At 42.1% G+C, this 21,171-nt stretch carries 21 protein-coding genes and 1 other RNA gene; 7 read left to right on the top strand and 15 right to left on the bottom strand.

Translation table 11 applies throughout. The features are described from left to right. Positions 1-61 precede the first annotated feature (61 nt). Both menC and menE read left to right on the top strand, forming a co-directional pair. The gene (gene menC, locus FIV01_RS09545; protein ID WP_152430796.1) at positions 62-1,048 is read left to right on the top strand and encodes an o-succinylbenzoate synthase; all 987 of its coding nucleotides are present in this window, start codon (positions 62-64) and stop codon (positions 1,046-1,048) included. Then, the gene (gene menE / locus FIV01_RS09540) at positions 1,048-2,418 is read left to right on the top strand and encodes an o-succinylbenzoate--CoA ligase (protein WP_152430795.1); all 1,371 of its coding nucleotides are present in this window, start codon (positions 1,048-1,050) and stop codon (positions 2,416-2,418) included. Before menC ends, menE begins: the two co-directional genes overlap by 1 nt. A gap of 17 nt (positions 2,419-2,435) precedes the next feature. On the opposite strand, the gene phnR is transcribed toward menE, so the two are convergent. Further along, positions 2,436-3,137 (bottom strand): phosphonate utilization transcriptional regulator PhnR, encoded by a 702-nt coding sequence (gene phnR / locus FIV01_RS09535; protein WP_152430794.1) that lies wholly within the window; start codon positions 3,135-3,137, stop codon positions 2,436-2,438. A gap of 202 nt (positions 3,138-3,339) precedes the next feature. Here phnR and FIV01_RS09530 point away from each other — a divergent pair, with 202 nt between their 5' ends. Continuing rightward, positions 3,340-3,522 (top strand): hypothetical protein, encoded by a 183-nt coding sequence (locus tag FIV01_RS09530; protein ID WP_152430793.1) that lies wholly within the window; start codon positions 3,340-3,342, stop codon positions 3,520-3,522. Here FIV01_RS09530 and FIV01_RS09525 read toward each other — a convergent pair. The 3 genes from FIV01_RS09525 to FIV01_RS09515 form a co-directional block, all read right to left on the bottom strand. Beyond that, on the bottom strand, positions 3,519-4,442 hold the full coding sequence (locus FIV01_RS09525) for a YeiH family protein (RefSeq protein ID WP_152430792.1): 924 nt from the start codon (positions 4,440-4,442) through the stop codon (positions 3,519-3,521). The genes FIV01_RS09530 and FIV01_RS09525 overlap by 4 nt on opposite strands. Positions 4,443-4,572: 130 nt before the next feature. After that, positions 4,573-6,444, bottom strand: coding sequence for an MFS transporter (locus FIV01_RS09520; protein ID WP_152430791.1), 1,872 nt, complete (start codon positions 6,442-6,444; stop codon positions 4,573-4,575). A gap of 26 nt (positions 6,445-6,470) precedes the next feature. Continuing rightward, the gene (locus FIV01_RS09515; protein WP_152430790.1) at positions 6,471-7,061 is read right to left on the bottom strand and encodes a TetR/AcrR family transcriptional regulator; all 591 of its coding nucleotides are present in this window, start codon (positions 7,059-7,061) and stop codon (positions 6,471-6,473) included. A gap of 198 nt (positions 7,062-7,259) precedes the next feature. Here FIV01_RS09515 and FIV01_RS09510 point away from each other — a divergent pair, with 198 nt between their 5' ends. Next, the gene (locus FIV01_RS09510) at positions 7,260-8,147 is read left to right on the top strand and encodes a Tim44 domain-containing protein (protein ID WP_152430789.1); all 888 of its coding nucleotides are present in this window, start codon (positions 7,260-7,262) and stop codon (positions 8,145-8,147) included. 65 nt (positions 8,148-8,212) lie between these two features. Here FIV01_RS09510 and FIV01_RS09505 read toward each other — a convergent pair whose 3' ends face one another. Beyond that, complete coding sequence (locus tag FIV01_RS09505; protein WP_152430788.1) at positions 8,213-9,277, bottom strand: PLP-dependent cysteine synthase family protein; 1,065 nt, start codon at positions 9,275-9,277, stop codon at positions 8,213-8,215. A 118-nt stretch (positions 9,278-9,395) separates the two neighbouring features. Here FIV01_RS09505 and FIV01_RS09500 point away from each other — a divergent pair, with 118 nt between their 5' ends. Next, the gene (locus tag FIV01_RS09500; RefSeq protein WP_152430787.1) at positions 9,396-9,863 is read left to right on the top strand and encodes an Lrp/AsnC family transcriptional regulator; all 468 of its coding nucleotides are present in this window, start codon (positions 9,396-9,398) and stop codon (positions 9,861-9,863) included. 6 nt (positions 9,864-9,869) lie between these two features. On the opposite strand, the gene tesB is transcribed toward FIV01_RS09500, so the two are convergent. Together tesB and FIV01_RS09490 are read right to left on the bottom strand one after the other, a co-directional pair. After that, the gene (gene tesB / locus FIV01_RS09495) at positions 9,870-10,727 is read right to left on the bottom strand and encodes an acyl-CoA thioesterase II (protein WP_152430786.1); all 858 of its coding nucleotides are present in this window, start codon (positions 10,725-10,727) and stop codon (positions 9,870-9,872) included. A 165-nt stretch (positions 10,728-10,892) separates the two neighbouring features. After that, on the bottom strand, positions 10,893-11,195 hold the full coding sequence (locus FIV01_RS09490; protein WP_152430785.1) for a DNA base-flipping protein: 303 nt from the start codon (positions 11,193-11,195) through the stop codon (positions 10,893-10,895). 49 nt (positions 11,196-11,244) lie between these two features. Between FIV01_RS09490 and FIV01_RS09485 the strand changes: the two genes are divergently transcribed. Beyond that, a complete protein-coding gene (locus tag FIV01_RS09485; RefSeq protein WP_152430784.1) occupies positions 11,245-11,985 on the top strand; it encodes a VP0952 family biofilm-associated protein in 741 nt (246 codons plus the stop codon). Positions 11,986-12,169: 184 nt separating this feature from the next. After that, positions 12,170-12,266: signal recognition particle sRNA small type (gene ffs, locus FIV01_RS09480), an RNA gene on the top strand. A gap of 79 nt (positions 12,267-12,345) precedes the next feature. Here the strand turns inward: ffs and FIV01_RS09475 are convergent. The 8 genes from FIV01_RS09475 to FIV01_RS09440 all read right to left on the bottom strand — a co-directional run bounded on the left by FIV01_RS09475 (position 12,346) and on the right by FIV01_RS09440 (position 20,619). After that, positions 12,346-13,209, bottom strand: coding sequence for a hypothetical protein (locus FIV01_RS09475; RefSeq protein ID WP_246210390.1), 864 nt, complete (start codon positions 13,207-13,209; stop codon positions 12,346-12,348). Continuing rightward, the gene (locus tag FIV01_RS09470) at positions 13,199-14,029 is read right to left on the bottom strand and encodes a hypothetical protein (RefSeq protein WP_152430783.1); all 831 of its coding nucleotides are present in this window, start codon (positions 14,027-14,029) and stop codon (positions 13,199-13,201) included. The genes FIV01_RS09475 and FIV01_RS09470 overlap by 11 nt, the downstream gene beginning before the upstream one ends. 4 nt (positions 14,030-14,033) lie before the next feature. Beyond that, the gene (locus tag FIV01_RS09465) at positions 14,034-14,243 is read right to left on the bottom strand and encodes a hypothetical protein (RefSeq protein ID WP_152430782.1); all 210 of its coding nucleotides are present in this window, start codon (positions 14,241-14,243) and stop codon (positions 14,034-14,036) included. A gap of 203 nt (positions 14,244-14,446) precedes the next feature. Then, complete coding sequence (locus tag FIV01_RS09460; RefSeq protein ID WP_246210389.1) at positions 14,447-15,301, bottom strand: hypothetical protein; 855 nt, start codon at positions 15,299-15,301, stop codon at positions 14,447-14,449. Continuing rightward, positions 15,291-16,121: a hypothetical protein gene (locus FIV01_RS09455; protein ID WP_152430781.1), complete on the bottom strand. Its 831-nt coding sequence runs from the start codon at positions 16,119-16,121 to the stop codon at positions 15,291-15,293. The genes FIV01_RS09460 and FIV01_RS09455 overlap by 11 nt, the downstream gene beginning before the upstream one ends. Before the next feature lie 19 nt (positions 16,122-16,140). Beyond that, positions 16,141-16,968, bottom strand: coding sequence for a hypothetical protein (locus FIV01_RS09450; protein ID WP_152430780.1), 828 nt, complete (start codon positions 16,966-16,968; stop codon positions 16,141-16,143). Positions 16,969-16,978: 10 nt separating this feature from the next. Continuing rightward, complete coding sequence (locus FIV01_RS09445; protein WP_152430779.1) at positions 16,979-18,304, bottom strand: hypothetical protein; 1,326 nt, start codon at positions 18,302-18,304, stop codon at positions 16,979-16,981. Beyond that, positions 18,304-20,619, bottom strand: a complete 2,316-nt coding sequence (locus FIV01_RS09440) for a type VI secretion system Vgr family protein (protein ID WP_152430778.1) — start codon at positions 20,617-20,619, stop codon at positions 18,304-18,306. The genes FIV01_RS09445 and FIV01_RS09440 overlap by 1 nt, the downstream gene beginning before the upstream one ends. Positions 20,620-21,171: the final 552 nt, after the last annotated feature.

The following is a 21,171-nucleotide window of genomic DNA, read 5'->3' as shown; positions in this document are numbered from 1 at the left end:
TTGGGGTACCCTAAGTTAGTGAACGCTGACGAATACAAAAGTAACTACAAGGTATATGGATATGAGAACAGCCAAACTTTTTCGCTATCAGCTGTCGATGGACAGTGGTGTGGTACTGAGAGAGCAGAGACTCACGGAAAGAGAGGGCTTTGTGGTTGTGCTGGAAATGGATGGAAAAACCGGTTTGGGAGAAGTTGCTCCTTTACCGGGTTTTAGCCACGAAAGCATTGAGGATGTTTATCCACAATTAGTAGAGAAGTTAACGTTTTGGAAAAATGGTCAGAGGTTTGATTATAAATCTTTGCATCCATCGGTCGCTTTTGGTCTATCTATGGCGCAGCTAGAATTGGACAAGTGTTTGCCTGAAGAAGGCTGTTATCAGGCAGCGCCTTTGTGTTCGGGTGACCCTGATGATCTATTGCACAGGTTAAGTACTATGACAGGGCAGAAAGTTGCCAAAGTGAAAGTGGGTCTGTATGAGCCGATCCGTGATGGATTGATTGTGAGTTTATTGCTGGAATCTATTCCCGATCTTACTTTGCGGTTAGATGCTAATCGCGCGTGGACGGCGGAACAAGCTCAGCTGTTTGCCAAAAAAGTCGCGCCGTCTCTTCGTCAACGAATCGCTTTTGTTGAAGAGCCATGTGAAGCACCGGGAGATAGCTTTTCGTTTGCGATTAATACTGGAATAGCTATTGCGTGGGATGAAACACTTCAACATGCGGTGCGCAAGCCTGATTTTAAACTCCAAGATTTTGATGGGGCTAAGGCTATCATTATCAAGCCAACACTCCTTGGTTCAGTGCAAGATTGTATTGCCTTGATAGAAGCTGCTAAGGCTTTGAGTATTAAGCCTATTATTAGTTCGAGCATAGAGTCAACAATAGGATTAACACAGCTAGCGCGGCTGTCTCAATGGCTGTTACCGGATGAAGTTCCCGGGTTGGATACAGTAGGTTTGTTTGCTGAGCAGCTAGAGGTAAGCTGGCCAGGCTGCGACTTGCCAATTTCTAAATTAGAGCAGCATCAGCTAGTGTGGCAGGTGTAGTGGCTAATCGCTCTCTTGTTAAGGAATGGGCTCAGTCACGTCCTTCCTCTGTCGCCTTAAAGTCGGAAGGTAAAGATTATACATGGTCTGAAGTTGATGACTTAGTGGACAGTGTTGCTGCGAGCTTATTTAGTCAAGGTATTAAATCTGCAGATGTGCTGACGTGCGTGGGGAAAAACAGCTTAGAAATATTGCTGGCTTATTTGGCGTGTATGGAGCTAGGGGCAATCTGTGCTCTGGTTATGCCGCAAACAAGAGCAGACTTTGATACCAAGTTGAAAACTCTATATCCAAGCGAAGTACCAGCAAAAGTTTGCAGTATGGATCCTAATTTGTCAGAGGTGGGGTCATTTCGTATTGACTCACAAGCCTTCTCTTCTGAGAACTTTGCGCGAGAGTATGATCAAGACAGACCAGCGTCGATAATATTTACGTCAGGATCAACTGGCAAACCCAAAGCGGTTGTCCACACGTCTCGTCAGCATTTTTATTCCGCGTCAGGTTTAATCGATACATTGCGATTTACCAAGGATGACACTTGGTTACTCAGTCTACCCATGTATCATGTGTCTGGATTGGCTATCGTTTATCGCTGGTTATACAGTGGAGCGGCTTTAAAGCTCGCTAGTGGAGAATTAACAAGCGATCTGATTGGGGTGACACACGCTTCTTTTGTTCCAATCCAGCTGCAAAGAGCATTGGAAAATAAAGCAGTGCAAGGACTTTCCCATGTGCTTCTTGGAGGCAGCCACATACCATTATCTTTGTGTCAGGAAGCATCGCGGTTAGGTGTTGAAACTTGGGTTGGATACGGAATGACAGAAGCGGCATCAACGGTGACAGCGAAGAAAGTTGATGGCAGTAATGGTGTCGGTCAAGTACTTAAACATCGCCATGTAAAGCTAAAATGCCAGCGGATTTATATTTCAGGCGAAACGCTAGCTAGCGGATATTATCAGCAAGGTGACATTATCCCTATTACTAATGACGCTTGGTTTGATACTAAAGATTTAGGGTTGTGGCAAAACGATGAGCTGAATGTTATCGGTAGGGCAGATAACCTCTTTGTATCGGGTGGTGAAAACATACACTGTGAAGAAATTGAAGCGGTATTAAATCAAGTTCCTACCGTTATTCAAGCGATCGTAGTGCCTATTGAAGATAAAGAATACGGCCATAGACCAGTTGCTGTTATTAAAAGTGATAAGGGTATAAATATCGCCGATATTGAACAGTATCTCAGCCGAGAATTAATTAAGTTCAAGTGGCCAATTGCCTATTATGACATGCCGGAAAACCTCCAAAGTCATGGTATTAAGATCTCACGGTTGGTGGTGAATCAATGGGTGTGGCGGCAGGCTAATAACTGATGGTTTAGCGCCTTTAGTTAGACGAGAGCGGCGACAGATTCAATCTTAATCGCATCGTGCCTCCAATATTCTATCTGACAGTCGATCATATCACCGTCTTGGTTGTAATTGGTTCGTTCAATGACCATAGCTGGAGTACCTGAGGTTGCGCGTAACGCTAGCGCTACTTCTCCGAGCAATGTGCTAGTTGAAATGCGGTAATGACTTCTTTTATAGACGACACTGAAGTGATCTCGATAAATCTTGGTTAGCGAATGTGTTAAGTCGTAGTCCAAAATATTTGGAACATAGGTTGGGTTGATATAGTGGGTCACATAAACAACGGGGCGTTTTTCCAAATAATGTACACGTTCTACATGATAAACATCCGAGAAAGGTGGCAGGTGTAATAAGCTTGTGGCTTGTTTATTGGCCATTATACTTTTCGCTGTCACTAACTCAGTTGCTGGCGAACGGTCTTGGGCCTGGGCGATATCTGAAAAGCTTGGGCTTTGAGTTGGGTCGTAGCGCAGTGGCCGTGGTGATATAAACCAACCCCTTCTGTCCTCACGATAAATCCTCCCCTCAGCTTCGAGAAGCGATAAAGCCTCTCTCAGGGTGACGCGAGTTGTATCAAATGATTCTGCAAGCTTTCGCTCTGACGGCAGTTTTTGGCGCGGAGAGAGCATGCCAGTGTCAATTTGTTCAACAATCGAGTCTTTTATTTTAACGTATTGCATCTGGCTTCCTATTACCCGCTTTGTTGCTATAAGCGGTTGTCACATGACTTGAGAGTATTATGTGTGATTAACATAAATTGTAAACGCCTAATGCAAAGCAAAACTTAGTTAAAATGGATCTTTCATAGTTCAAATGTGTCTTTCCGATTCTTATAACCTTAGTTCATAATAAACACTACGGAATTTGAATATGGATATATAGATGGCAGCTAAAATCATCATAGTGCTCGCGACTCTGCTCCAAATCTTCATTGCTACGCAAAGTGAAGGGTTAATGAGAGCATTAGTCGAATTGTCAGCATTTCTTATGCTTATCTCTTTACTCTTAGAATTCAAGCCCAAGCGACAAAGTCGAGTGAGTAAGTTGAAGCTCCATGAGCATTAAGTCAGCAAAAGCCAAGCCAGTGAACTACATGAGATCCCGATCCATAACGTCACACCAAACACCAGAGGTTTAGGTCCGGCTGATTTAAGCTTCTCCACTGAAATACCACAGCCAATCAAGAATAGGCAAATGACTAGTGCCTTTTTGGCAATATCAAATACGGTCTGATAAACGAATTCAAATTGAGGGAGAAGATCACTAACGGCAATGGCTAGGCAATAAAACAAGATGAAGTAGGGAATGGTGATTTTTCTAGAGTCACTACGAAACAGAAAAGCGCTGAACAATGCGACCGGAATGATCCATAGTGCACGAGCGAGCTTGAGTGTTGTGGCTGTTGTTAATGCTTCTTCCCCATAGGCGGAGGCGGCTCCCACCACAGATGAGGTATCGTGGATAGCAATGGCAGCCCATGTTCCAAAGGTATGTTGGTCAAGACCAACGGCATGGCCAATAACAGGAAAGATAAACAGAGCTAGTGAGTTGAGCACAAACACAGTCGCCAGAGATAAGCCGATTTGCCCGTCATTGGCTTTTATAGCTGGTGCGACGGCTGCTATGGCGCTACCACCACAAATTGCGGTACCAGAACAAATCAAATAGCCAGTTTTTTTATCTAGCTTAAATGCTTTTGCTGTCCACCAGCCGATGAGAAGCGTTCCGACAATGGTTGCGACGATCAAACCAATACCATCAGAAGTTACGGCCAACGCATCATTAAAATGAATACCAAAGCCCAAACCGACAATAGAATATGCGAGCAACTTTTTAGTGATCTTAGCGAGGTTAAACTCGTGAGGTACTAAGCCTAGTGTTGCAAGCAAAAAGCCGATAATAAGTGCAGTTGGTGACGTAACAAAAGGAGTCAGACAAGCAATTAAGGCAAGCCAGAATACAAGTTGGTTTTTTATTTGGTTCATCGACAAAGTACTTTTCATAAATAGCGCTAAAGTGTAGCGGACTCAGGTAAAGAAATAGATTTAATTTGTTTTAACCCTTGTTCAGAAAACCTGAACACAGCGGTTATCTTGATCAGATATATCATCAATTCTACTCCCAGTCTCCTCGTAGCTTAGAAACTTCGGCATGCATGCGCTCAGAGGTTGCATCGCTTGGCTCAACAGCAGGTCCAGCTTCAACCTCCAATTTTGACCAAAATCGAGAGGGAAAACCCTGACAAGCCTTTCCTTTGTAGCGGCTGAAGTAGCTACCCCATAACCCTTTTAGTGCCATCGGAATAACAGGTACTGGGCTTCTATGTAGGATAATGTCCATCCCACGCATAAATTCATTCATATCTCCTGTGTTTGTCAATTTGCCCTCAGGAAAAACACATACTAGTTCTCCTTGTTTGAGAGCCTGCTCAGTCTCACGAAATGCATCACGTATTGAATTGCGGCTAGACGCTGATATGGGTATTACCGCCGCTCTTTTTAGGAACCGGCGCAGAAGCGGTAGATTGGCATATTCCTCTTCCATCACAAAGCGAATTAATCTGGGACATACAGCACTGAGGAGCAGGGCATCCATGTAGCTGACGTGGTTACATACAATGAGCGCGCCGCCTTTTTCTGGTATGTGATGTAGGTTTTTATGCTTAACGCGATACATAGTATGTGTTACAGCCCAAGTCATAAAACGGACTGTGCGTACAGGAAGTCTAAGCAACAAGGCGATAGCGACACAGATATTCATGGCTGCTAAAAGCAAGAAAAGCGTGGGAATACTCATTCCAATGACGGTGAGACAAATAATACCCAATACGGCACTGCCAACCATAAAGAGCGAGTTGTAGATGTTAAGCGCAGCGATAACTTGTGCGCGCTGATTAACCTTTGCTCGGTGCTGCATAAACGCATAGAGAGGGACAATAAAAATGCCGCCCGAGATACCTAGCATAAGCAGTGAAGCAAACACTGGCCATAAGGGGGAATAAGAAATAAAGGCACTGAAAGTCAGCATTTCAGGGAGTTGGTTTGGCACCGACAGTGCCATGCTCAACCCAAAGACAGAAATACCTATGCTGCCTAAAGGCACGATACCCAGTTCAATGCGATGATTAGATAGTTTATCGCAAGCGAGCGATCCCAGAGCGATCCCGACTGAAAAAAGGGCTAAAAGAAAGGACACTGCGCTTTCGCTACCATTGAGGTAGGTTTTAGTAAAATTGGGAAACTGAGTGAGGTAGGCTGCACCTAGAAACCAAAACCAACTGATTGCCATCAAAGCTTGAAAAACAGACCGATCAGATTTGGCTATGGCAAGAGTATTACGAAGTTGTTTAATTGGCTGCCAGCGAAACTTAAGATCAGGAGCACTTGGCGCTGCGGTGGGAATTGCGCAGCTTGCCATGTATCCCAGTAAAGCGAAAACAACGACCCCAGCGGCAGCAATATACTTCGCTCCTTCCGCCGATGCGATAACGCCAGCTCCCAAAGTTCCAAGTAAGATGGCTAGGAAAGTCCCCGTCTCTACGAGCGCGTTGCCAGGTACTAGCTCTTTGGTTTTTAATTGCTGGGGTAAGAGAGCGTATTTGACTGGTCCAAAAAAGGCCGATTGAGTGCCCATTAAAAACAGCAAAATAAGAAGGATAATATAGCTTTCCGTAATAAAGCCAATTGCGCCAAGACACATTATGCCAATTTCGACCAGCTTTACTTTACGAATGAACCAAGACTTTTCATATTTATCGGCTAACACGCCAGCGGATGCAGAAAACAGGAAAAAAGGCAGGATAAATAGCCCAGCAGCTAGATTGATAAAAAGATCACTGGATATGGGAAGGGCATCAGCGCCTGCGAAAGCAACAAATAGCAACAAGACATTTTTGAAAATGTTGTCGTTGAATGCGCCGAAAAACTGAGTGATAAAGTAAGGAAGAAATCGCCTTTTTCCTAACAGCGACGTTTGCTTATGTGGCATGGATTTCCTTTTCCTATAGAGGGCGCTTACCAGTTGGCAATATAGCTCGACAGCAAGTCGTCTATCAGTTTCTTACCGTCAATTGGCTCTGCGGCAAAAAACTTATCGTCAACACTGAGTAAAGTAATGCCATGCACACCGGACCAGAGAACGCGGCTAGCTTGCAGGACTTCCTGCTTAGTCCTCTGAGGCGCCAAATGAGATAGAAGTTGCTCAAGCATGCCCGTCATATTGGCGATTCTTTCTGCTTGCCATTCTGGCAAAACTTCACCATTCATATTGTGCTCAAAAATGAGCTGCCATCGATGGGGGTGTGTCTTCGCAAAATCATGATAGCAATAAGCAAGCTGGTATAAAGCGGTTTTAGTATCAGGGCTTTGTTCGACAACCTCTTTAGCTTCACTCGCTAACTCGTCTAGCGTTTGAGCGACGGCATGAAGTAACAGCAGATTGTAGCTACCAAAAACGTTAACCAATGTGCTGGGTACATAACCAATCATATTTGCGACTTTACGAAGGCTTAGCTCGTGATAAGAGTTGTCATTAAGGAAATCCTTAACTGTGTTTAACGTGATAGATATAAGCTCTTCACGTGTATGGTCGTTTCTACGGGCCATGGCAAAATGTCGAAAATGAACGATGTTCGATATTCTATCAGGCTGTTAGCCCAGCGCAACTGACTAATTGTGGAATTTGCAACACTTTGATACATGTCTCTACATTGATAGTATTTTCATCTTGTGATACACACGCTACTATTGCAGAGTTAGTATAACTATTACCTCATTTGAGAAACCCTAAGGCAAACTAAAACTATGAAAAAACTTTTCTCCCTTGTTGCCCTGTTAATGGTGTCTGTTGCCATTACTCCGATCGCTGAAGCTAAGAAGTTCGGTGGTGGCAAGTCATTTGGTAAAAGCTACAAAACGGCTCCAGCGCCAAAGCAGAAACAGCAGAACAACAATACCATAGGTAAGGACCAAGCGACCAAATCGCCAAGCTCAAGCAAAAAGGGGCTAATGGGTGGCTTATTGGGTGGCTTACTGGCTGGTGGTCTTTTAGCGGCTTTCTTTGGCGGCGCCTTTGAGGGTATTCAATTTATGGATATTCTTATCATGGGCCTTATTGCTTTTGTCATTTTCAAGTTTATGAAAGGCGTGCTGGGAGCCAAACAAGGCAGCATGAATCAACAAAGACAGCAACCTGCGTTTGGCGGCAGCGCAGCAAAGTTTGAGCAGCCTAATGTTCATAACTTCGAGCAGCAGCCTCAGCAACCTCAACAAGGTGCGCAAGGTGGATTTGGCTTTGGTGCTACGTCAGATGTCCCTCACAACTATCCACCAGGTTTTGATCAAGCGGCTTTTATCAACGGTTCACGTGAACACTACCGTATTCTTCAAGGAGCTTGGAATCACAACCAGTTAGACACCATAAAGGAATATGTCTCGCCAAGCTTGTTTGCAGACCTTCAGCAAGAGCGTGCAAAACTTGAAGGTGAGCAGCATACCGATGTCATGTATGTTGATGCTGAAATTGTTCGAGCAAATCATGATGGTAGCAAGGCTCAGCTTAGTATTCAGTTCAGTGGCCGCTACCGTGATGCAGTTGAAAATATTGAAGAAAACATAGAAGATATTTGGCATCTAGAGCGTGATTTGACCACTGACAATGCTCCTTGGTTAATTGTTGGTATACAAGGTTAAACTTCGTAATTTCCAATCAAACGCCCGAGCAACACGCTTGGGCGTTTTTGTATGCGAAGTAGACGTTAAATTTGGCCGGTTTGCTCAAACTGGCTTAATTTTCTGAGGTAGGGCTGTAAATCGCCGACATTGTGTTTTATCCAATCGGGATTAAAATAGGTATCGAGATACCGTTCTCCGCTGTCGCACAGCAAAGTGACAATTGACCCTGTTTCTCCACTAGATTTCATCTCACTGGCAAGTTGTATCGCGCCGAATAGATTGGTTCCGGTTGAAGCGCCCACTTTGCGATTAATGATGTTTTCTAGCCAATGGGCTGTGGCGACAGACGCTGCATCTGGAATGGTGCGCATTTCATCAATCACACCCGGTATAAAGCTAGGCTCAACACGTGGCCTGCCTATCCCCTCAATCTTACTGCCTTGATCACTGGTGAGATTGGGATCTCCGCTTTTAAAGAATGCATGGAAAACGGAATTTTCAGGATCGACGACACACAACTTAGTTTGATGTTGCTGGTAGCGAATAAAGCGACCAATGGTTGCGGATGTGCCGCCGGTGCCTGGGCTCATGACTATCCATTTGGGTTCAGGATGAGCTTCAAGCATCATTTGGCTGAAAATGGAATTGGCAATGTTGTTATTTCCGCGCCAATCGGTTGCACGCTCTGCATAGGTAAATTGGTCCATATAGTGACCATTGAGTTCATCGGCTAACCGGTTTGATTCGGCGTAGATTTGGTCGGAGCGATCCACAAGATGCGCTTTACCCCCATAGAATTCAATCTGCTCTATTTTCTTCTTGGCCGTACACTTTGGCATTACCGCAATAAAGGGCAAACCAATCAAACGTGCGAAATACGCTTCTGAAATGGCGGTACTACCAGACGATGATTCTATGATGGTGGTTTTAGGGCCAATCCAGCCATTACAAAGGGCATATAGAAACAGCGATCGTGCTAGGCGATGTTTAAGCGAACCAGTTGGATGGGTACTCTCATCTTTTAAGTAAATATCGATGTCTGTTAAGCAGGGTATATCAAGCTTGATGAGGTGGGTGTCGGCCGAGCGTTGAAAGTCGGCTTCAATTTTTTTTATCGCGTCATTAATCCATTGGTGATCTTTACACATGCTATACCATCCTTGGCCACTTAAAGCTGATATCTTACCTATAAAATGGCGGAAAAACTTTGCTTATTTTCTTCTATTCTGCTTTATTTGGAGAAAAATTTTTCATAAGGTGTCTCTTTTGAGTATAGAACTGGATAAAGTTGATAGGAAGATCCTAGCTTTGCTACAGCAAGATAGTACGTTATCACTTAACGACCTAGCTGAAGCGGTGAATTTGACCACTACGCCTTGCTGGAAGCGACTAAAAAAACTCGAAGAATCTGGGGTGATAGAAAAGCGCGTAGCACTGCTCAACCCAGATAAACTCAATTTGTCATTCACCGCCTTCGTACTCGTTAAAACCAGTGATCACTCTCATGAGTGGTATACCCATTTTGTTAGCACGGCAAGCGACTTCCCTGAAGTGATGGAGTTCTACCGCATGGCGGGTGAATACGATTACATGATGAAGGTGCAAGTTAAGGATATGCAGTGCTTTGATAGTTTTTATAAAAAGCTAGTGAACTGTGTTACCGGAATATCCAACGTTACCTCAACGTTTGCTATGGAGCCACTTAAATACACCACAGCACTGCCAATCAACTAAATGCGGTTACTTAAACCGCATTACGCCTTCTTGAATGGCTGAAGCGACCAAATCGCCTTGTCGGTTGTAGATCTCCCCGCGAACTAAGCCGCGAGTATTACTGGCGGTGGGGCTTTCGATAACATAGAGCAGCCACTCATCCATTTTAAACGGGCGATGGAACCAGATAGAATGATCTATGGTGGCGACTTGAAACTTAGGTGTCATTAGTGACACTTGGTGTGGGTGCAGTGCGGTAACCAAAAAGCCCCAGTCGGAGGCATAACCAAGTAAGTATTGGTGGATCAATTGGTTCTCTGGCACTGAGCCATTGGCTTTAATCCATAAATACTGTTTAGGGTCTTCCTTGTGTGGTTTGAGAGGGTTAACCACTTTAACTGGTCGAGTCTCTATTGGTTTTTCACCGCAAAAGACAGCTTGAAGCTTTTTCGGTAACTGATCAGCAATGCTTTTAGCAAGTTCAGACTCCGACAAAAAGTTCTCGGGCCCAGGGACATCTGGCATGGCATTTTGATGCTCGAAACCGGGCGCCTCACCATGATATGAAGCGGTCAGGTAAAAAATAGGTCGACCTGATTGCAGCGCTTTGACTCTTCGCGTGCTAAAGCTGCGGCCATCTCTTAGTGTTTCTACATCGTAAATGATCGGCTTTTCCGGATCGCCAGGGTAGAGAAAATAGCTATGAAATGAGTGAACGGTGCGATCGTCATCAACGGTGTAGCGCGCCGCTGAGAGTGCTTGACCAATCACTTGACCTCCGTAGACTTGAGGCAAACCTAGATTTTCACTTTGACCTCTAAACAGCCCTTCTTCCAGTTTCTCTAGTTTTAGTAACTCAAGCAGTTCGTCTAAAGGTTGACTCATTTTACACCTTAATAATTTGGTCAATATAGCTTTATTCTAAGCTCAAATTGATAACTTAAACAGCAAATTAAGGCAAAAATGATAAAAATATTTTCAAGATATTGGGTGAGTTTTATAGCAGGGGAACATAAGGCTGAAACATCATAAATCAAGCCACATTGGCGATTAAGGCTGCCAGCGATACTTTCGAAGAGAGAGTTTACCCTCACCGCTGACTTCAATATCTTCAGCCATTAATAACGCTCTTTGGCGCGCCAAATTCTCCCCTTTGAGCGATATTTTTCCTTGGCTGTTGATGACCCTAAACCAAGGTAATGTCGAGTCTTTTGGCAGATTGCCAAGCGCCTTGCCGACATGCCTTGCATACCCCGGATAGCCCGCTAGTTTGGCGATTTCACCATAAGTGGTTACTTTTCCACGAGGAATTTGGTGAATCACCGCAAAGATTTGTATCAAAAACTGGTCCATACTGATTGTGTCCTAGTTCAATTTTCCAAGGAATGGATAAGGAGAGGGCATGGTATTTTCCACCTTTCAGTTTTTGATCACAAGCCTACTTGCCGTATTGTGTGCGCTGACAGTCAGCGCCAGTCAAGAAGAGGTTGCCCTGCTTGCTTTGCTGATCCCTGTGATATGGGTGTTTCCGCAGCGAGTCATTGGCGGCATTGTGTTGATTGCTGCTATGTCTGCCTATGGGATGACTTTGGCTTATCAACCGATTTCGCTTTCGATCAGCCAATGGATTTTATTTCCGCTACTTATGGTGGTGTTTTCAAGGCGCAGCAGCTTTGGTGTGTTAGTGACCGTCTCTTTGATTGTGGTGACGTTGCAAATTGGCGTGATGATCACCCAAGCAGGGGGAAAGCTTGCTGGCGAGCCTATGATGACCCTAGTTCAAGCCCTATCGGTGATTGTGATTTGGTGGGCAGTGCAAGGTTGGCCTTCAAGTGATAAACATTGCTGGTGGGCACTAGGTTTGATACTCCCGCTATGGGTTGCAGGCTATGGTGACTCCGTGGTGGTTGCCTTATGTTTAACTGGCATGGTGGCGTGCATACAAAGCATGGCGCAGTTAAAAACCTTTAATTGGCGCAAACTCTTATGCTGGACTTTACCGACTGTCGGTTTTGCAACTTTGATTGTTGCCCCTTGGTTTGATGTCCCTAACCCCGTTTTTGTACTTTGGGTATGCTTGCTAGGAGCGGCATGGATGACAGATTACGTCTTGCGCAGCTTTGATGAGGAAACCGAACTATAAGATGAGCCAATCGTGTTCGCAGAGTAATAGGCCGAAAAGTCAGCGTTATCGGTGAGAATTGTTTAACTCCTAAGCACTTAACAGGAAATCCTCCGTATTTCACTTTTTTTGCTTGAATTGGGCATAACGATGACACATAATCTCTCCACACCTTGGAACTACCAAGGCTGTGTATCTATGGAGGCTCTGGTCCTCTCGCAACAATAGCTCGTGAACTCGGTCAGGTCCGGAAGGAAGCAGCCGCAGCGAGTGACTTGTGTGCCGAGATGTGGCTGGGGTCTCCGCCAATTTGTTGTTTGCAACATAAGTCTGTACTCATCACGCACCTAACACAATATATTTACCAATCCATTTTTACAGTCATCCTTCGCAGCCTGTATTAACCCTTTTCTCCGCCATTATCTCTTTAATCTTCTTATACGATTTCTTTTTGGAATTAAAGATTATCTTATGTTCGCCATACTCTTTATCTATGCTCGCGACTAACTTACGCCATTCGGATAGGTATGACATCATTGCATATATAATTACACCAAAGGTAAATAGAACAGGCACGCCAAATATAAAGAATAGGACACTATGAGTATCTAGATCTGGGCTCAGAATGTCAGAACGTGTAAGCAGCTCAGCGATACCCATGGCAATACCTGCGCCACCGGTGCCCACTATACACGCTAATACAACGATAGCATTTTTAGCTTTTGTCAAAGGCTTTCTCAGGAAAGGCATTTTATTTAAAGTTAGGATACCGAGAAGATCAATCTTTCTTAATTCTATTTCATTTTTTCTGAGGACTATGTTTTTCTTTGATTCAAAGAAAAATTTTTTATCACTAAAAAAAGCGCCAGTTGCAGCACCCATCAATAATGAGGCATTTAATATAATAAACATGTTAAAATTAATGTCAAAAAGCTCTTTTGATTCTATAAATGTGTAATTTACTATTAGTGAATAAAGTCCGAACAAAAGATAATTAATGCCAATCATGCCCATTTCAACTCTTTTATAAGTTATTTTTTTTCCTAATTTTGAAAATAAAAAAATTGGTATGGAAATCAATATAACCGATGACACGATAAAAGATATCTTTGGAAGGATAAAAATATCACTAAACAAAAAAGCGATTTGAAATGGCAACAGACACATACAACCCAGCACTAAACCTAATTTTAAGCTCTCAGGCTTGAAATCATTATCTGAATAAATTTCCACTTTAACTTTCACTCAACTCTTGCTTTATCTCAGAGTATGGCTTCTTCTCATGATTTATGATGACAGTATAATTCCCATATTTATTTTTTAATCCTAGAATCAACTTTCTCCAATGATTAAAGTAAGAAAATAATGGCGCTAGGTAGACTCCTGCTGCTATTCCGATTGGCATACCGATAGAAAAGAATAAGAAGGCATATGTATCAATTTCGACACCTATAACTCCTGACCGTTTTAAACCCTCTGCAATCAACAGCGACAGGCCTGCTGCAGAGCCACCAATGAGCATAATTAAAGCCCCCAGAGCATAACCCAAATGTTTGAGTGGTTTTCTTAGCCAAGGAGCCTTATCTAGGCTGAGTCTAGCCCATGGGTTAAAATGTCTTAACTCAACTTCATTTTCCCTTACTATAACTTCTTTTCCAATTGATGTTAGATCTTGATTATGAGTAAAAATTCGCCCTAGTAAATAACCTAGAAGTAAAGATAAAATTAAAAAAATGAAAAGATAAAAGTGAATATCAAACGCTTTGGATATGTGCATTGATACGGATGAAAAAATAAAATTGCATAATGTATATATTATATAAACGAAAGAAATTATACTATATTCAACAAAGTTAACTTCTAGACTTTTCCTCCGGCATATAAATAATAATGAAATAAATGAGACTGATACTAAAAGATATATAGCCATAGAGGATATTGATAAAAAATTGATATCTTTTGTGATTAAAACCTTTAGTAACTCTGTTGTTCCGAAAATCCCAAAAAGGCCCAATATAGCTTTTCTAGATCTATCAATTCTTTCCTCTATGTCTTTTTTATTCACAATCTTACCTCAAAAACCCAAACATTCCTGAGCCTTTTAGTGCTTGCTCACCAATATACTGATCAATTTTCTGTTGCTCTGACTCAATACCTTTTTCAACGGCATCACCAAACATATACTCAAGTACTGTTTCAGTAGTGAAATTAGGAAATGCATCTTTTAAAAATCCCATTGAATTATTTTTAAAATCAGTTTCCCTATCTATTTGATCCATTATCCATCCAAAAGATATCGTCGCTATTATACCTAACCCCAAAACTACTGCAGCTGGTCAACTCTTGCTTTAACTCAGAATAAGGTTTGTTTTCTAGGGTTAATAGAACTGGGCGCTGTTGCTCTTCTCAGTGATTTGACCAACAGCGCTGCATGCTATATCGCCCATATACTCTGGTATGCTAGTGCTTTTATCGCTTAGCTCTATCCGTTAGCATTAGAACCTGACTCTGCCATTATCTCTTTAATCTTCTTATACGACTTCTTTTTGGAATTGAAGATTATCTTGTGTTCGCCATACTCTTTATCTATGCTCGCGACCAACTTACGCCATTCGGATAGGTATGTCATTGTAGAGTAAATCAATATGCCAAATGTAAATAAAACTGGGATACCAAGGCTGAAAAATAGCACCGCATGTACACTCATATCAGGGGCAAGCACATCTGACCGCTTAAGCATCTCCGCAATCCCTATTCCAATGCCAGCACCGCCGGTGCCGATAAGCGCAGCTAAAATAGCGATAATATTGCGAAGCTTTCTTAATGGTACTCTAAGAAAAGGCATTCTTTTTAAAGTTAAAACACTAAAAAACTCAAGCTTTCTTAACTCTATTTCGTTGTTTCTTATTTTAATATTATGTTTATTAAACAGATTTCCTTTATCACTAAAAAACAATCCAGTTAATACTCCGCAAATTAATGACATTATCAAAAATATAAACATGTAAAAGTTTGGGTCAGAAATTTTTTTGGAGTCCAATATCACCAAGTTTAATATAAACATTGTCAATACAATCATAACATAGGATATTAATACTGCTTGTGAAAAAACTCTTTTCTTTAAAAAATCCATACCAAAGCGAGTATAAATGAAAATTTTAAAAAAAATCAGTAGTAGTAATGATAGCCAGCAGAAAGCTAATGAATGAAAAGAAGATTCTAAAAAAACATACGGGAATTGAAATAATGCCATTATGACAGAAATGCCTGTAATACCTGACCTTATAGATTTAGGATTATAATCATCATCTGAATAAATTTCCACTTTAACCTTCACTCAACTCTTGCTTTAGCTCAGAATAGGGTTTCTTTTCCAAGTTCAACAAAACAGTGTAACTACCATGTTCTTTTTTAACCGTCTTGAGTAGTTTTCGCCAATGGTATAAGTATGAAATTAATGGTGCGATAACAACGCCCATTGCGATTCCAATTGGTACACCCATAGTAAAGAATAAGAAGGCATGCGTATTGATATCGTCTCCTAAAATACCTGATCGCCTTAAACCCTCTGCAATAGCGATAGAAAGGCCTGCGGCAGAACCATCAATAAGTAGGATGAAAACAGCAACAGCATAATGAAGACCTTTAAGTGGTTTTCTTAACCAAGGTGCTTTATCAAGACTAAGGTCAGCCCAAGGGTTAAATTTTCTTAGTTCTATTTCATTTCCTCTTATAATGGTTTCTTTTTCAAATGAGGTATTATCTCGCTTTTTAGTGAAAAAATTCCCAGCTAAGAAACCAAAACATAAAAAAAACAACATCAGAAAAGATAGCATAAAGTTAGCATCATATGGCTTCTCTATGCTAATAAAAACAGAAGACAATATGAAATTATAGAAAACATATATAGAATATAAAATAATAAGCATTAGATAATCTGGCAAATGCTTTAATATATGTTTTTTACTGCAAAAAAAGATAGGAGCTATTAATGATAAGGATATAATAAAGTATATTATTATTGGAGATATAGCTAATATATTAATTTCATCCAAAACCATAAACTGCATTAGACATACGCAAGAAAAAAAAGAAAATAGAATCAATAAACATTTTCTTAAGTTAGATATTTTATCTTTTAATGAAGTAACTTCCATAACTCTCCAGTAAAACTAGTCAGAGGCTTTTGGCAAGATCTGCTTTTAACTCAGAATAAGGCTTGTTGTCTAAGTTCAGTAGCACGGTGTAACTGCCATATTCTTGCTTAATCTCTGTGACTAGTTTACGCCAACGGTATAAGTGTGAAAGTAGAGGATACAACAAGATACCACTCGCAAGCGCAACAGGAACTCCAAGAATAAAAAAGAGAAAAGCGTGAGTGTTAATGGAGGAACTAAGCAAATCAGAACGCTTTAGACCCTCTGCAATGGCCAGCGATATACCAACAGCAGAACCACCAATAAAAACTGTAAAGGATACAAATCCATATTTGACTGCCTGAAGAGGCTTCTTTAGCCAAGGTGCCTTGTCTAGACTTAGCTCAGACCAGAAATTAACACTTTTTACTTCAATGTCATTCTCTCTAATCTTAATGACTTCTTGTATTTTTCTAAAGTCTCTATGGTTGAGAAAATACCAGCCTAGTATCAACCCTATAGTAAGAGAAAAAATTATAATGGAAGAGAATATAATGTGGATGTCATATAATCCTTTTGCGTTTATTACAATTGGAGATATTATTATTACTAATAACGAAAATATTAAATAAGAGAAGGTTAAATTAAATAGATAAATCACATGGTTTGTTTTGTTTTTTATGGTAGAGTTCAGTATAAATATTGAGTATAGTATTGATACTATAAAAAACACTAATATAGGTGTCTTCGGATAGAAGCTACTTTTACTGAAAAATACTATTAATTGTAGTATTCCAAATATAGAGAAGAATAAAAAATAGCAATTTCTTATTCCTATCATTTTCTCGCTCATGGTTTGATTTTGCATAATGACTCCATTAAAATCCTAACATTCCTGAGCCCTTCATTGCTTGTTGGCCTATGTATTGGTTTATTTTATTCTCTTCATAATCGATGCTTTTATCAATCGCATCTGAAAAAAAGTAATCTAGTATATTACCTGTAGTTAGATCAGGAAATGCCTCCTTTAAAACCTTCATCGTTTTTTCCTTAATCCCTGCTGAAGTATCACCATAATCAATCAGGTATCCAACCGAAACTGTAGCAACTAAACCGAACCCAATTACAAGAGCACTGGGTATGATGATCTGCCCCAAACCGAGTAAGTATATCAATCCGGCAGTAAGGCCTAATGCCCCAAATGAGGCGGTAGCAACTTTAAGAGTTGTTATTCCCAACGCCCCTGCAAATTCAGCAATGTTTTGTTCTCCAATGTCTTTCTTAAAGAAGTCGTATACATCAAATGAGGTAGCAAATACGAATCCAATAATATTGCCTCCCTTCCATGGGATGGCTTCTTTAAACATCTGACTAGTGGTGTTTTTAAGGCCGTTACCTGCTGATATTTCGACATAAGTTCTTAAAACAGATACTTTATCATGGGTAATTCCGTAGTTAACAGAGGTAAGAAAGCGTCGCGTTCTTGCATCTCCTTTGAATGCTATACCCAGTTTCCCTCCCCACTGTTTAACTCTGATAACCGTAAAGCGGCCTTCTGCAATTAATTCTTTCAGATATCCTTTGGCAGCCTCATAGCCATATTTTTCTTTATAGTAATCAAACAGTTTATATTGGTTTGTCCCCTCATTTAAAGTGGTTGCAACAGTATTTTGTAAGAGAGAGTTGTTGCTGAGCGTTTGATATATCGCGGCTATGACTGGCTCTGGCATATCGTCAATATGGTAGGTTTCTCCAAGTTTACTCTCAGGTAAATCAAGAGAATCATCTGCCTTATAGATATTGAGATATTCGTTGTCGCTATTTTCATCAACAGTCAATAGTGGCTTGTATGGTTTTGATTTTACAGGGCACGTCATTATCGCGGCTCTTAAATCGCCGGGGGCTGTGATGTCAGCTGTTGGTATCCGCTCTACTAAGGTGTGACGTTGGCCGTTTAAATAAAGCTCTAACGAGTTGCAGGTTTCGTCAACCGTATTGGGGATCAAGGTAGCTCTTGGCGTAAACTCTTTAGGCAGAGAAGGGCTTTTTTTGCCATTGACGGCAAATTGAATATCAAGATTTTGCCCGCTTTGATCGTCGGCCCAAAACATATTACCGGCAGGGGCGTGCATCACTACTGGCTCTTTATCTTTGGCATCGGTAGTTTGGGCGCTGCCAGCGTAAATCCATAAATCGTCGCTCATTAAATTTCTCTCCAGTAAATATCAAATGAGGATTGTAAATCTTTGGTATTAATCAAGGATGTTTCCCCTTTAGCATTGGTCTTACCGTAGATTTCTTTACCATCTTCAAACACGAGTTTGTACGCTTTGTTGGCATGAACCGCCCCTGTGGTTTGGTCTTGCAACACAATGCGCTGGTTGTAACGCATAAAAGACTCATAAGGCGGCGCGACATTGAGCCTTGCACTTCCTTTATCTGGGTTTATTGCCACATTGCCGCCGTTGATCGTGGTTTGCGCTGCGCCATCAATGGTAATGGAAGAGCCGTAAAGCTTTATATTACCACTACTTTTTAGGATTAATCCCGCGTAGCCGACCTGAACTTTGATTTCATCTCCAGAAATAATGGTGGTTTCACCATCGGCGCGAAAAGAGGTGTTGCCTTGTACATCGACATTCAAATTACCGCCCACTTGCAATGAATCGTCGGCGCCTATGTTGGCTGATAACCCCTCAAGCACCGCAAGGCTCGCTTTGCCACCAATTTCGACAGACAAGTTTTGGCCTATTTTGGTTAGGCGGTTTTCATCAATCGATCTGTGTTGATCTTTTGCGATTTGCTTTTGCTCATTGGCGTTGTAAGTAACGGTTACGTCTTGGTCGACTTGCTCTTTAAACGTTTGTTTTGTCTCTGAAGTTTTATGGCCATGAATGGTTTCTTTACGATCGCCATGGACGTTATTTTCTTGGTTTCGGCCCACTTCAAGCTCTTCATCATTCCCTATATCTCGGTAGCGATTATTCAGCACGTCGGTTTTCATGTCTTTTTGCGCGTGAAAATACACCTTTTCTTGGTCATTTTCATCTTCAAAATGCATTTCGTTGTAACCGTCTGCCTTATGGCTTTGAGTGCGAAAAACGGTGCGAGTTTTATGCTCGGGAAGTTCATAAGGTGGGGTGTGTAAACCATTATACACAGCGCCTGTAACAAGCGGCCTATCAGGATCGCCTTCTAAAAAGGTCACCACCACCTCATGGCCGATGCGCGGCAGATACACGGCGCCCCAGTTCGGCGCAGCCATTGATTGGCTGACTCGCAGCCAGCATGAGCTGTGTTCGTCACTTTGTCCGTAACGGTCCCAGTGAAATTGCACTTTAATTCGCCCAAGTTCATCGGTGTAGATTTCTTCTCCCGCAGGCCCAACGACGACTGCCGTTTGCGGACCATCAACCACAGGGGAGGCCACTTTCGGCGCGCGATAAGTCACATCACGCGGCAGACACACAAACTGATTTTGATAGTGGGTTGGGGCATCACCGCCTTCTTCTTCGTGCACGCGAGGGTTTTCACCAAGGTGCATCACAGAGAGCATTAGGTAATCACGATTGATTGAGGAGCGCGGATGCTCGCTTATCTCAAAACTTAAGCCTGAGGCCAAACGCATAATATTACTTGAGGCATGAATTTGATGGCTATCTACCACGTATTCCGACATCCATTCACTGCTGCGCTGAGCGCCAAAGTCAGGTGAGGTGTAGCGCCCAGGGTAATCGAAGCGCTTTAAATCGGTATTTACGCCGTCTTGGGCGGTTTTGTTTTGCGGTATTTTCGGGGTGAGGTAGTTGTAATCGCTATAGCTGACATCACTGGTGAGGGCGCGATGTACTTGCTCTAAGTCGAAAATGTGCTCTTTGTCAGACACACCGCCGCCTTGAGAGTGAAACAGCATAGGCCCGATATAAGAAGCGTTGAGCGGCGTGCTAATCAGTTCGGGAATAGCGTCGTTACTGTCAACAATCACCATGGTATGCGCAGCATCGCTGTGCTCAAAGTAAAACCACATGCCATGCTCGGCTAAAAGACGCTGAACAAAATGGTGGTCATTTTCGCGGTATTGCAACACATAGTCTTTTTCTTGGTATTGGCCCGCCAGCTCAAAGCGGTAATCGCTCATCCCCGCATCATCAAAAACATGGCGAATAATATCTGGCGCGGTTTTATTTTGAAAAATGCGGCAATCTTGGCGCTGGGTCAAAAACCAAAGTTGAGGCACCAAGGTGATCTGATAGCGAGAATAACGCCGACCAGAGCCTAAATAGCTCAGCTCTGAAACGCTGCCATTAAACTGGCGAGCCGCCGCTAAACCTTGACCATAAACACTCAGCACGCCAGTTTTTCTGCTCAGCGCCTCAAAGCTAATGTCATCATTGTCTGATAAGACGGTCAGGCTCATTTCAAACGGGGCCGACAGAGCCTCCGTCACCCGAAAACTTTCTACTTTGAACGACCCTAAAAACCCAGAGACTTCAAAGCTAAACTCAATATCATTCGCCATACCGCTTCACTCTTATGACCCAACCACTGCGGGAAATCAATATAAATGCATATTAAATGGCTGAACTGTAACAAGTTATATGGAAATCATCACTGTGCTAAACCACTGAGTGAACGATAAAAGAGTCTGACAAAGTAACTAACTTAATAGTGTATTTGCTTAGAAGGGTATTTAAGGAGACCGCGAGGGTAGTGAAAGTGACGGTTTCTACCCTCAGCAGAAAATTGTGGTTTTGTGATGGGGTTTGCAGTGTGGGGTTGGGCGGCTTTGTATCTGGTCGTGGTTTTGCTCCAAAGTTGCTTAGCTCTACAATCTTGACTCGTTACGATTGTCATTTATTGACCTACTATTGGTAATGGTAAACTATGTACATAGTTTACTATGGTGTATTAGGCACGATAGTGTCTGCATTTTGTGAACTGCTTATCCTACGCAGAGTTATATACAGTTGGTTGTGCAAAGCTTGGCTGAGATGGATAAATGGTTCAAAGGATTACGTAAAGAGTTTTAAATGGACAAGTTCTGGTAGAGGTTGTCTATCTAATAGCTGTT

It is taken from the genome of Vibrio aquimaris (assembly GCF_009363415.1).
GTDB classification, from domain to species: Bacteria; Pseudomonadota; Gammaproteobacteria; order Enterobacterales; family Vibrionaceae; genus Vibrio; species Vibrio aquimaris.
The sequence above is the reverse complement of the archived record's forward strand: the minus strand, read 5'-3'. Positions and strand labels throughout refer to the sequence as shown.

Excerpts from the sequence above, each read along its gene's own strand:
- FIV01_RS09490 (WP_152430785.1), bottom strand. The coding sequence starts at position 11,195 with ATGGACCAGTTTTTGATACAAATCTTTGCGGTGATTCACCAAATTCCT.
- FIV01_RS09510 (WP_152430789.1), top strand. The coding sequence starts at position 7,260 with ATGAAAAAACTTTTCTCCCTTGTTGCCCTGTTAATGGTGTCTGTTGCC.
- FIV01_RS09440 (WP_152430778.1), bottom strand. The coding sequence starts at position 20,619 with ATGGCGAATGATATTGAGTTTAGCTTTGAAGTCTCTGGGTTTTTAGGG.
- FIV01_RS09515 (WP_152430790.1), bottom strand. The coding sequence starts at position 7,061 with ATGGCCCGTAGAAACGACCATACACGTGAAGAGCTTATATCTATCACG.
- FIV01_RS09445 (WP_152430779.1), bottom strand. The coding sequence starts at position 18,304 with ATGAGCGACGATTTATGGATTTACGCTGGCAGCGCCCAAACTACCGAT.
- phnR (WP_152430794.1), bottom strand. The coding sequence starts at position 3,137 with ATGCAATACGTTAAAATAAAAGACTCGATTGTTGAACAAATTGACACT.
- menC (WP_152430796.1), top strand. The coding sequence starts at position 62 with ATGAGAACAGCCAAACTTTTTCGCTATCAGCTGTCGATGGACAGTGGT.
- FIV01_RS09520 (WP_152430791.1), bottom strand. The coding sequence starts at position 6,444 with ATGCCACATAAGCAAACGTCGCTGTTAGGAAAAAGGCGATTTCTTCCT.
- FIV01_RS09525 (WP_152430792.1), bottom strand. The coding sequence starts at position 4,442 with ATGAACCAAATAAAAAACCAACTTGTATTCTGGCTTGCCTTAATTGCT.
- FIV01_RS09530 (WP_152430793.1), top strand. The coding sequence starts at position 3,340 with ATGGCAGCTAAAATCATCATAGTGCTCGCGACTCTGCTCCAAATCTTC.
- FIV01_RS09505 (WP_152430788.1), bottom strand. The coding sequence starts at position 9,277 with ATGTGTAAAGATCACCAATGGATTAATGACGCGATAAAAAAAATTGAA.
- FIV01_RS09450 (WP_152430780.1), bottom strand. The coding sequence starts at position 16,968 with ATGCAAAATCAAACCATGAGCGAGAAAATGATAGGAATAAGAAATTGC.
- FIV01_RS09465 (WP_152430782.1), bottom strand. The coding sequence starts at position 14,243 with ATGGATCAAATAGATAGGGAAACTGATTTTAAAAATAATTCAATGGGA.
- FIV01_RS09455 (WP_152430781.1), bottom strand. The coding sequence starts at position 16,121 with ATGGAAGTTACTTCATTAAAAGATAAAATATCTAACTTAAGAAAATGT.
- FIV01_RS09485 (WP_152430784.1), top strand. The coding sequence starts at position 11,245 with ATGGTATTTTCCACCTTTCAGTTTTTGATCACAAGCCTACTTGCCGTA.
- tesB (WP_152430786.1), bottom strand. The coding sequence starts at position 10,727 with ATGAGTCAACCTTTAGACGAACTGCTTGAGTTACTAAAACTAGAGAAA.